General features: G+C 73.1%; 7 protein-coding genes. All 7 read left to right on the top strand.

Going from position 1 to position 9,111, the window contains the following annotated elements; translation table 11 throughout:
• The first annotated feature begins 216 nt into the window (after nucleotides 1-216).
• The 7 genes from RBXJA2T_RS16910 (at nucleotide 217) to RBXJA2T_RS16940 (ending at nucleotide 9,020) form a co-directional block, all read left to right on the top strand.
• Nucleotides 217-1,029 carry a TatD family hydrolase gene (locus RBXJA2T_RS16910; protein ID WP_009858641.1) on the top strand — a complete coding sequence of 271 codons (813 nt, stop codon included), beginning with the start codon at nucleotides 217-219 and terminating at the stop codon, nucleotides 1,027-1,029.
• Nucleotides 1,026-1,523, top strand: coding sequence for a DNA-deoxyinosine glycosylase (locus tag RBXJA2T_RS16915; protein ID WP_009858642.1), 498 nt, complete (start codon nucleotides 1,026-1,028; stop codon nucleotides 1,521-1,523). The genes RBXJA2T_RS16910 and RBXJA2T_RS16915 overlap by 4 nt, the downstream gene beginning before the upstream one ends.
• A gap of 74 nt (nucleotides 1,524-1,597) precedes the next feature.
• Nucleotides 1,598-4,381, top strand: coding sequence for a DUF3857 domain-containing protein (locus RBXJA2T_RS16920; protein ID WP_009858643.1), 2,784 nt, complete (start codon nucleotides 1,598-1,600; stop codon nucleotides 4,379-4,381).
• Between the two features lie 6 nt (nucleotides 4,382-4,387).
• Nucleotides 4,388-5,170, top strand: a complete 783-nt coding sequence (locus RBXJA2T_RS16925; RefSeq protein WP_009858644.1) for a class I SAM-dependent methyltransferase — start codon at nucleotides 4,388-4,390, stop codon at nucleotides 5,168-5,170.
• Nucleotides 5,167-6,933, top strand: a complete 1,767-nt coding sequence (locus RBXJA2T_RS16930; RefSeq protein ID WP_009858645.1) for a GspE/PulE family protein — start codon at nucleotides 5,167-5,169, stop codon at nucleotides 6,931-6,933. Before RBXJA2T_RS16925 ends, RBXJA2T_RS16930 begins: the two co-directional genes overlap by 4 nt.
• Before the next feature lie 97 nt (nucleotides 6,934-7,030).
• Nucleotides 7,031-7,492 (top strand): tripartite tricarboxylate transporter TctB family protein, encoded by a 462-nt coding sequence (locus tag RBXJA2T_RS16935; protein WP_009858646.1) that lies wholly within the window; start codon nucleotides 7,031-7,033, stop codon nucleotides 7,490-7,492.
• Between the two features lie 13 nt (nucleotides 7,493-7,505).
• Nucleotides 7,506-9,020, top strand: coding sequence for a tripartite tricarboxylate transporter permease (locus tag RBXJA2T_RS16940; RefSeq protein ID WP_009858647.1), 1,515 nt, complete (start codon nucleotides 7,506-7,508; stop codon nucleotides 9,018-9,020).
• Nucleotides 9,021-9,111 lie beyond the last annotated feature (91 nt).

The raw sequence follows: 9,111 nt of genomic DNA on the forward strand, positions 1-9,111 counted from the left end.
CGTCGACGGGCCGATGCTGCGGCTGCGGGCACGGCCGCCTCCGGCGCGGCGGCCGGGGGCGGCGCGGCGACGGGCGCTGCGGCCTCGGCGGGCCGGCGCGAACGGCTGTAGAGCGGTGCCTTCTTCATCGTCGTGGGCTCCTGCACCGGGAACCGCCGGAGACGGTAACACGTCCTGCCGGCCGGGCGAACCCGGTGTTGGCGGCATCATCGCGCCATGTGGATCGACACGCATTGCCATCTCGACGCCGCGGAATTCGACGCCGACCGCGACGCCGTCGTCGCCCGCGCGCGCAGCGCCGGTGTCGTGATGCAGGTGATCCCGGCGGTCGAGGCGGCGAACTTCGGCGCCGTGCGCGAACTGGCGCAGCGCCACGGCCTGGCCTATGCGCTGGGCATCCACCCGCTGTACGTCGGCCGCGCCGCCGACGAGGATCTGCAGCGCCTGGCCGACGAGCTGCGCCGCCACCGTGACGACCCGCGCCTGGTGGCCGTCGGAGAGATCGGGCTGGACCTGTTCGTGCCCGGCCTGGATCTGCAGCGCCAGCGCCGCTTCTACCTGGCCCAGCTGGCGCTGGCGCGCGACGCCGGCCTGCCGGTGATCCTGCACGTGCGGCGCTCGGCCGACCTGCTGCTGCACGGGCTGCGCCGCGTCGAGGTGGCGGGCGGCATCGCGCACGCCTTCAACGGCAGCGACGCGCAGGCGGCGCAGTTCGCCGCGCTCGGGCTGCGCCTGGGTTTCGGCGGCGCGATGAGTTTCGAGCGTGCGCTGCAGATCCGCCGCCTGGCCGCGACGCTGCCCGAGACCGTGCCGGTGCTGGAGACCGACGCCCCCGACATCCCGCCGCAGTGGCTGTACCGCAGCGCCGCCGAGCGCGAGGCCGGCGCCGCGCCGGGGCGCAACGAGCCCGCCGAGCTGCCGCGCATCGCGCGCACGCTGGCCGCGCTGCGCGGCTGGACCGCCGAGCACACCGCCGCGGTGACGACGGCCAACGCCGTGGCCGCGCTGCCGCGGCTGGCCGCGCTGTGAACGCCCGCCTCGTCGGCCTGGCGCCGGTGGCCGACGCGCGCACCCGCCTGGTCGTGCTCGGCAGCTTTCCCGGCGTCGCGTCGCTGGCCGCCGGGCAGTACTACGCCCATCCGCGCAACCAGTTCTGGCCCATCCTGTCGGCGCTGTGGGGCCTGGACCTGCGTGCGCTGCCGTACCCGGAGCGGCTGCAGGAGATGCTGCGCCACGGCCTGGGCCTCTGGGACGTCTACGCCGCGTGCCGCCGCGAGGGCAGCCTGGACACGGCGATCGAGCAACCCGAGCTCAACGACTTCGCCGCGCTGCGCCGCCTGGCGCCGGGGCTGCAGGCGGTGGCGCACAACGGCGGCGAGTCGGCGCGCACGATGCGCCGGCTGCAGGCGCTGGGGCTCGCCACGCTGCGCCTGCCGTCCACCAGCCCGGCCAACGCCAGCTGGAGCTTCGAGCGCAAGCTCGCCGCCTGGCGCGAGGTCTTCGCCGCCCACGGCCTGGCCTGAGCGCGCGCCGGCGGCCCGGCGCCGGGGCCCGGTCACAATGCGGCGGCAAGAGCAAGTGCAGGGAGATCCCGAACATGTCACGAGGGTGGAGGCGCTGGTGGGCAGCGCTGGCGGCGGGCCTGCTGGCCGCCGGGGCGGCGGCAGCGGCGCCGAAGACGGCCGGTTTCGAGATCGGCCGCGAGCCGGCCTGGGTGCAGCCGATGTCGGCCAGCGGCCTGGACGCCGGCCTGCCGGCGGCGCCGCTGCAGGTGCTGCTGGTCGACCAGCAGACCCGCCTGCCGGCCGGGCGCGGGCCCAGCGAGCGCTACCGCCACGTCGTGCGCCAGGTGCGCGACGCCAGCGGCCTGGAGAGCGCGTCGCAGATCAGCATCGAGTTCGACCCGAGCTACGAGCGCCTGACGCTGCACCGGCTGGAACTGCGCCGCGGCGGTGCGCGCATCGACAAGCTGGCCGCGCGCCGCGTGCGCCTGCTCGACCGCGAGACCGGCCTCGAGCAGCAGCGCCTGGACGGCCGCCGCACGGCCTCCATCGTGCTGGACGACGTGCGTGTCGGCGACCGCATCGAGTTCGCCTACACGCTGGTCGGCGACAACCCGGTGTTCGACGGCCGCTTCGTCCAGGTCGACTGGTCCCGCCACGGCCTGGGTCCGACCGGGCTGTACCGCTACCGCCTGCTGGCGCCGGCGCAGCGCCACATCCGCCACCGTGCGGGCGCGGCCGAGGTCAGTGACGCCGGCCGCAGCGCCGACGGCCTGCGCATCACCGAGTTCCGCCGCCGCGGGGTGCCGCGTTTCGTCGAGGACGCGTATGCGCCGGCCGACAGCTGGCTGGACGACATGCTGCAGCTCAGCGAGTTCGCCGACTGGGCCGACGTCGCGCGCTGGGCCGAGACCCTGTTCGAGCCCGCGCTGCGGCCCTCGGCCGAGGTCTCGGCGCAGGCCGAGGCGCTGCGCGGCGCCGACCGCGAGGCGCGCCTGCTGGCGATGCTGGACTTCGTGCAGACCCAGGTGCGCTACTTCGGCACCGAGATCGGCGCCAGCTCGCACCGCCCGGCGCCGGCCGCGCAGACGCTGGCGCAGCGCTACGGCGACTGCAAGGACAAGGTCGTGCTGCTCGGCGCGCTGGCGCGTGCCGCCGGCGTGCGCGCGACGCCGGTGCTGGTGTCCAGCACGATGCGCCGCGACGTCGCGGCGATGCTGCCCAGCCCGCTGGCCTTCGATCACGTCGTCGCCGAGCTGCAGCCCGAAGGCCGCAGCCTGCTCGTCGACCCGACCCGTTCGCTGCAGACCGGGCCGCTGGACGAACGCATCGCGCGCGGCCTGGGCTGGGGCCTGCCGGCACGCGCCGACGCGACGGCGCTGGTCGAGCTGCCCGGCACCCAGGGCCGGCTGCAGGCCGAGGGCGAGGACGTGCTGCGTTTCGCCTCGCTCGCCCAGCCGGCCGCCTTCGAGTCGGTGCAGACCTTCTACGGCGACATCGCCGAGGCGCTGCGCGCCCAGCGCGCCGCGCGCGGTGCCGACGAGTTCGAGCGCGACCTGCGCGCCGACCATCTGCGCCTGTATCCGGGTCTGGCGGCCGACGGCGCGCTGGAGATGACCGACGTGCCGGGCCGCAACGCGGTGCGCCTGGTGCAGCGCTACACGCTGCCGCCGGCCTGGCGTTTCCCCGAGCAGCGGGTCTTCGTCACCGACTACGGCCTGCCGCTGCCGATGTCGGTGCTGCGCCTGCCCGACGGCTCGGACCGCGCGCGCGGCCTGCGCCTGGCCAGCCCCGGGCGCTACCGCCAGAGCGTCGAGTTCCGTTTCGAGCAGCCGACCTTAGGCCGCAGCGGCAGCTCGCGCGCCGAGGAGTCGGCGCCGGCCTTCCGCCTGCAGCTGCGCGCCGAGACGGCGCCGCAGTCGCAGCGTCTGGAGGCCGATCTGGAGATGCTGCAGGACCGCGTCGGCGCGGCCGAGTTCCCGGCCTACCGCGAGCGCCTGGTGCGCGCCTTCGGCCGCCTGGCCGGCACGGTGCAGGTGCCGGCGGTGACGCCGGCCCAGGCCGACACGATGCGCGCCCGCTACGCCGCGCTCGACGCCGAGCTGCGTGCCGGCCGCCTGCGCATCGTCACCGAGGTCCAGCGCGAGGCGCTCGGCCGCCGCGTGCTGCTGGACACCGTGCTCGCCGGCGACCGCCTGGCGCCGGCGCTGCGGGCGCAGACGCTGGTCGAGCGCGCGATGCTGCTCGACCACCTGGGTGAACTCGACGCCGCGCGCGCCGACTTCCAGGCCGCGCTGGCCCTGGACCCGGAGCCGGCGGCCACCCATGCCGCCGCGGCGGTCAACGCGCTGATGCGCGGCGCCTACGACGAAGCCGAGCAGCGGGCCGGCGAAGCGCTGCGCCGTGCCCCGGGCGACCTGGACGCGCTGCAGACCCGGGCCCGCGCCGCCTACCTGCGCGGCGACGCTGCCGCGGCGCGCGCCGGCTTCGAGGCCGCGCTGAAGGACCGTTCGGTGCGCGAGGCCGGTTATGCGCCGATCTGGCTGTACCTGGCCGCGCGCCGCGCCGGCGACGACGGCGTCGCCACGCTGCGCCAGGTGGCGCCGGCCGGTGAACGTGCCTGGCCGCACCCGGTGACACGCTGGCTGGCCGGCGAGGCCCGCTACGACGACGCGCTCGCCGCCACGCGCGAGGGCGGCCGTGCCGACCCGGGGCGCGAATGCGAGCTGCAGTTCTTCGCCGGGCAGAAGGCGCTGCTCGACGGCGACCGCGCCGCCGCGCGCCGCCACTTCCGCCGCGCCGTCGACACCGGCGTGACCGAATTCATCGAGTACGGGATGTCCCGGCTCGAACTCCAGCGCCTGGACGGCGCACGCTGATCCCTGATGTCCGAACAAGAGACTTTCTCCCTGCCCGAAGCCACGCTGAGCGAATCCGACGGCGTGCGTTACCTGCACCTGGGCTCGATCTGGGTGCAGGGCGCGATGCGCATCCGCAAGCCCCAGGTCGTCGAGCTGGAATACGTGCAGCGCATGCTCGCCAGCCTGCTGTGGCTGCCCACCGAGGCCATCGGCCAGGGGCGCGCGCTGCAGCTCGGGCTGGGCGCGGCGGCGATCACGCGCTTCACGCACAAGGCGCTGCGCATGCCGACGACGGTCGTCGAGCTCAACCCGCAGGTCGTCGCCGTCTGCCGCAACTGGTTCCACCTGCCGGCCGAGGCCGACGTCGTGGTGGCCGACGCCGGGCGCTGGCTGCACGAGCAGGCCGAGCCGCAGAGCGTGCAGCTGCTGCACGTCGACCTCTACGACCACGAGGCCGCCGCGCCGGTGCTCGACGACGAAGACTTCTACGCCGGCTGCCGCGCCGTGCTGGAGGACGGCGGCCTGATGAGCGTGAATCTCTTCGGCCGCGATGCCAGCTTCGAGCGCAGCATCACGCGCATCGCCGCGGTCTTCGGCGCCGACCAGGTCTGGAGCCTGCGGCCGACGAAGGAGGGCAACACCGTCGTCGTCGCCGGCCGTCACGTCGAGATGCCGGCGCGCAACGTGCTGACCGAACGCGCCGCGACAATCGAGGCGCGTTTCGGCGCCTACGGCCTGCCGGCGCGCAAGTGGCTGCGCATGCTCAGGCCCTACGCCGGGCCGCAACCCGCACGAGAGGCACGATGAACCGCAAGACCCCGCGTGGAAGGCTCGACTGGCGCCAGCTGCTCGACTGGCTGCGCGACGACGGCTGGATCACGCCGGCCGATGCCGAGCGCGTGGTGCGGCGTTTCGGCGCCGGCGCCTCCAGCCTGCACGCGCTGGTGCGTCTGGGCGGCGCGGGGCTGGTGCGTGCCGGCAGCGGCGAGGCGCTGGACACCGAGGCGCTGACCGCCTGGCTGGCCGGCCGCGCCGGTTTGCCCTATCTGCGCATCGACCCGCTGCGCGTGGACGTCGGCCGTGTCGCCGAGGTGATGAGCGTGCACTACGCCGAGAGCCGCCGGGCGCTGCCGGTGGCGGTGTCGCCGACCGAGGTCACGGTGGCCACCGCCGAGCCCTTCGACGTCGCCTGGGTGCCCGAGATCGAGGCCCACACCCGGCGCACGCTGCGGCTGGTCGTCGCCAACCCGGAGGACGTGCGCCGCTACACGACCGAGTTCTACGCCCTGGCCAAGTCGGTGAGGGCGGCGCAGAAGAGCGGCGAGGTGTCGGCGGCGGCCAGCTTCGAGCAACTGGTCGAGCTCGGCCGCGCCAAGGGCACGCTGGACGCCAACGACCAGGGCGTGGTGCAGGTCGTCGACTGGCTGTGGCAGTACGCCTTCGACCAGCGCGCCAGCGACATCCACCTCGAGCCGCGGCGCGAGATGGGCGCGATCCGCTTTCGCATCGACGGCGTGCTGCACACCGTCTACCAGGTGCCGCTGACGGTGATGGGCGCGATGGTCGCGCGCATCAAGCTGCTCGGCCGCATGGACGTCGTCGAGCGCCGCCGGCCGCTGGACGGGCGCATCAAGACCCTGAGGCCGGAGGGCGGCGGCGAGGTCGAGATGCGGCTGTCGACGATGCCCACGGCCTTCGGCGAGAAGCTGGTGATGCGCATCTTCGACCCCGAGACCGTGGTCAAGGGCGTCGAGGCGCTGGGTTTCGGCGCCGCCGAGGCCCGCGCCTGGCAGGAGCTGACCGGGCGCGCGCACGGCATCATCCTCGTCACCGGCCCCACCGGCAGCGGCAAGACGACGACGCTGTACGCGACGCTGAAGGCGCTGGCCAACGAGACGGTCAACGTCTGCACGATCGAGGACCCGATCGAGATGATCGAGCCGGCGTTCAACCAGACCCAGGTCCAGCCGGCGATCGACATGGGTTTTGCCGAAGGGCTGCGGGCGCTGATGCGCCAGGACCCGGACATCATCATGGTCGGCGAGATCCGCGACCTGCAGACCGCCGAGATGGCGATCCAGGCGGCGCTCACCGGCCACCTCGTCTTCAGCACGCTGCACACCAACGACTCGGCCAGCGCGATCACCCGGCTGGCCGACCTGGGCGTGCCGCCGTACCTGATCTCGGCCACCGTCATCGGCGTGCTCGCCCAGCGCCTGACGCGCACGCTGTGCCCGGCCTGTCGGCAGCCCGACGAGGGCGCCTCGCGCGAGGCGCTGGAGGCCATGGTCAAGCCCTGGCGGCTGTCCGGCGGCGTGCGCGCCTACAAGCCGGTGGGCTGCCTGGAGTGCCGCCACACCGGCTACCGCGGCCGCGCCGGGCTGTACGAGCTGCTGGTGATGGACGAGGGTGCACGCGCCCACGTGCACCCGACGCTGGACGCCGACGCGCTGCGCCGCCAGGGCATCAAGGGCGGCATGCGGCCGCTGCGCCTGGCCGGCGCGATGAAGGTCGCCGAAGGGCTGACGACGATCGAGGAAGTGCTGCGCAGCACGCCGTCGCTGAACTGACGCGGCCGGCGCCGACGCCGGCTTACGTGATATCCACATCGGCGCCGCCGGGGTGCGCTGCCAGAATCCGCCACGCTTTGGCTGGAGGAGACACCCCTTGAAAATCAAGAGCCAGAAGGATTTCTGGTCGGGCCTGATGTTCGTCGCCGTCGGCGTCGGGTTCGCCTGGGGCGCGCAGGAGTACAGCTTCGGCAGCGCCGCACGGCCCGGGCCGGCCTATTTCCCGTTCGGCCTCGGCATCCTGCTCGCGATCCTGGGCTCGATGGTGCTGTTCAAGGCACTGACCATCGCCACCGAGGACGGCGACCCGATCGGCCGCTGGGCGTTCAAGCCGCTGGCCATCATCGTCGGCTCGGTCGTCGTGTTCGGCTTCGCGCTGCCGCACCTGGGCATGTTCATCGCGATCCCGCTGCTGGTCGTGATCTCGGCGGCCGCCGGCGACGAGTTCCACTGGCGCGACGCGCTGATCAGCGCCGTCGTGCTGACGGCGGGCAGCTGGGCGATCTTCATCAAGGGCCTGAGCCTGACGATCCCGCTGTGGCCGGCGTTCTTGGGCTGAGGAAGGCGACGAGATGGATCTGCTGAACAACCTGGCGCTCGGCTTCGGCGTCGCCTTCACGCTCGAAAACCTCGCCTACGCCTTCGGCGGGGCGCTGCTGGGCACGCTGATCGGCGTGCTGCCGGGCCTGGGCCCGGTGGCGACGATCGCGATGTTGCTGCCCAGCATCTACTCGCTGGACGCGACGCCGGCGCTGATCATGCTGGCCGGCATCTACTACGGCGCCCAGTACGGCGGCTCGACGACCGCGATCCTGATCAACGTGCCCGGCGAGTCCAGCTCGGTGGTCACGGCGATCGACGGCTACCAGATGGCCCGCCGCGGCCGTGCCGGCCCGGCGCTGGCCGCCGCCGGCCTGGGCTCGTTCTTCGCCGGCTGCGTGGGCACGATCATCATCGCCGCCTTCGCGCCGCCGCTGACCGAGCTGGCCTTCAAGTTCGGCCCGGCCGAGTACTTCAGCCTGATGGTGCTGGGCCTGATCGGTGCCGTCGTGCTGGCCTCGGGCTCGCTGGTCAAGGCCATCGCGATGATCGTGCTGGGCCTGCTGATCGGCCAGATCAACACCGACGTCATCTCCGGCGTGCCGCGCTACAGCTTCGACATCCCCGAGCTGACCGACGGCATCAGCTTCGTCGCCATCGCGATGGGCGTCTTCGGCTTCGGCGAGATCATCGCCAACCTCGGCCAGCCGGCCGAGAAGCGCGAGGTCTTCACGAAGGACGTGAAGGGCCTGTGGCCGACGCGCGACGACTTCCGCAACGCCTGGCCGGCGGTGCTGCGCGGCACCTCGCTGGGCTCGATCCTCGGCGTGCTGCCCGGCGGCGGCGCGCTGCTGGCCTCGTTCGCGGCCTACACGGTCGAGAAGAAGATGGGCATCCGGCCGGGCGAAGTGCCGTTCGGCAAGGGCAACATCCGCGGCATCGCCGGCCCGGAGAGCGCCAACAACGCCGGCGCGCAGACCTCGTTCATCCCGATGCTGACGCTGGGCATCCCGCCGAACGCGGTGATGGCGCTGATGGTCGGCGCGATGACGATCAAGGGCATCCAGCCCGGCCCGCAGGTGATGGCCAGCGACCCGCAGCTGTTCTGGGGCCTGATCGCGTCGATGTGGGTCGGCAACCTGATGCTGGTGATCCTGAACCTGCCGCTGATCGGCATCTGGATCAAGCTGCTGACGGTGCCTTACCGCTTCCTGTTCCCGGCGATCATGGTCTTCTGCTGCATCGGCCTGTACACGCTGAACAACAACAACTTCGACGTCTTCATGGGCGCGGGCTTCGCCATCGCCGGCTACGCGTTCTACAAGCTGGGCTGCGAGCCGGCGCCGCTGCTGCTGGGCTTCATCCTCGGGCCGATGATGGAGGAGAACCTGCGCCGTGCGCTGCTGCTGTCGCGCGGCGACTGGACCACCTTCGCGACGCGCCCGCTGTCGGCCGGCCTGCTCGTCGCGGCGGTGCTGATGGTCATCATCGTGATGCTGCCGTCGATCAAGTCCAAGCGCGAGGAGGCGTTCCAGGACGCGGATTGAATGCTGGTGAATGCCGGGGTCAGAATGCCGGAATGCCGGGGTCAGGTCCCGTGGGACCTGACCCCGTCCGCCGCGTACGCCGCTGAATGCT

It is taken from the genome of Rubrivivax benzoatilyticus JA2 = ATCC BAA-35 (assembly GCF_000190375.1).
Taxonomy (GTDB): Bacteria; Pseudomonadota; Gammaproteobacteria; order Burkholderiales; family Burkholderiaceae_C; genus Rubrivivax; species Rubrivivax benzoatilyticus.